The sequence below is a fragment of the Streptomyces cahuitamycinicus genome (genome assembly GCF_002891435.1).
Classification (GTDB): domain Bacteria; phylum Actinomycetota; class Actinomycetes; order Streptomycetales; family Streptomycetaceae; genus Streptomyces; species Streptomyces cahuitamycinicus.
Genome location: NZ_POUC01000812.1, coordinates 1 through 1,562, shown reverse-complemented (window position 1 = coordinate 1,562; position 1,562 = coordinate 1). Strand labels below are relative to the sequence as shown.

General features: G+C 74.1%; 2 protein-coding genes. Both read left to right on the top strand.

Annotation, left to right across the window (positions count from 1 at the left end):
- Positions 1 to 454 (top strand): hypothetical protein (locus tag C1J00_RS43080; RefSeq protein ID WP_102914198.1); only part of this gene is annotated, 454 nt, incomplete at its 5' end.
- The coding region (locus C1J00_RS43075) for a hypothetical protein (RefSeq protein WP_102914199.1) at positions 451 to 1,562 on the top strand (1,112 nt) is incomplete at its 3' end. The genes C1J00_RS43080 and C1J00_RS43075, both read left to right, overlap by 4 nt.

Genomic DNA, 1,562 nt, shown 5'->3' with positions numbered 1-1,562 from the left:
ACCCGGCACCCACTTCGCCTTCGGCGACCACGAGGAACACGGCTTCGTGGCCTCCTTCACCGCCGCCCTGCCCGCGCACCTCGCCCACTGGTACCTGGAGCGCGAGCAGTTCGAGCCCGTTCCCGGAGAACCCGGCCTGTACCGGCTCAGCGAGCCCGAGCGCGACGGAGTCCGCCGCACCCGCCAAGCCGTCCACGACCTGCGCCGCCACGGCTACACCGTGCAGGCCGACATCCGCCTCGAGCCGTCCCTCTCGGCCGGCCCGCCGCGCCCCGTCCGGCCCAACGGACTCCAGGAGCGCCGCAGCCGGCTCGCCCAGGCCGCCACCAGCCGGACGACGCAGCGCTCCGCACCGCGCACCACCTCCCCGCCAGCGGCCCGGCCGATCCCGCCGAAGCCCACGTACGCTCCGACCGTCCATTTGACGGCCGCGACCGGCGGGCGGTCCCGATGACACCCGCGAGCAGCCCGGCCCCCGACGGCCCCTTGCCGACAGCTCCCGAACTGGCCAACGGGGCACGCGACTTCCGCTTGCGGATGGCGGTCATCGACAGCGAGACCGAGGCCGCGCTCGACATGACACGCGACCGCTACGGCCGTACCGTCCACGCGGGCGCCGCCGCAGCCGCACGAGCCCACCGTGACAAGGCGGCGGTGGAGGCGTACGCCACCCACCTCGCCCCGCACGCCGAGGCTCTCCTCGATGCCGCCCGCCTCGTGCTCGACGAGCTGCCACCCGCCCGGCACCTGGCCGGGTGGCGGGCCGTCCTGGACGGCCTGGCTGCCTCCGCCGCCGAGATCCGCCGGGCCCTCGACCGGCCGGCCGCCCCTGGCTCCCAGGCCGAACGCACTCAGCACGCGGCCTTGTGGCCGCACCTCACCGCTTGGGCGGACCACAGCTCTATCGCCAGCAACCTCGCCGACCAGCGCGACGGCCAGCACTACAAGGCTCCGCTGACCGACGAGGAGCAGCAGATGTGGACCGAGAGGGCCCAGGCCGCGCAGCGGCGCGGCGAGCTGGAGCTGACCGAGTCGTGGTATGCCGCCGACGGGCAGCCGATCACCCTCGCTTACCTGGTCGAGGACAACGACTCGACGGTGGTCGCGCTGCGCGGCGATCCGGGGGTACCGGGCTGGCAGGTGATCGGGCACTACGCCCACGAGTACGAGGCGGGCAAGTCCCTGCCCGCTCCGGTCCCGCCCGGCATCCTGCGCGCGGACGTCTCCCGGTTCAACCGCCCGGCACCGGCCCCGGAGGTGTCCCTGCAGGAACTCATCCGCGACGTCGTCGAAGGCCACACCGCCGGTGACGCATCGAACGCTCTCCTCGGAGCCGTCCAGCGCGGCTACGCCGCCGGCCCGATGGTCCGCCTGCAGGAACTCCTGGAGACGAGCAGCCAGTTCGCCAGCGCCCTGGAGACCGTGCAGGGCCGCCAGATCGCCGCCCGCCTCTCAGCGCTGGGCCGGCAGATCGAGTTCCTCACCCGTGAAGTCGAAGAGGCGGCCGAAGACCTCGGCGCGACCGTCGCCGTCCTGCCCCCGCACCGCACCCCCGTGCTCGA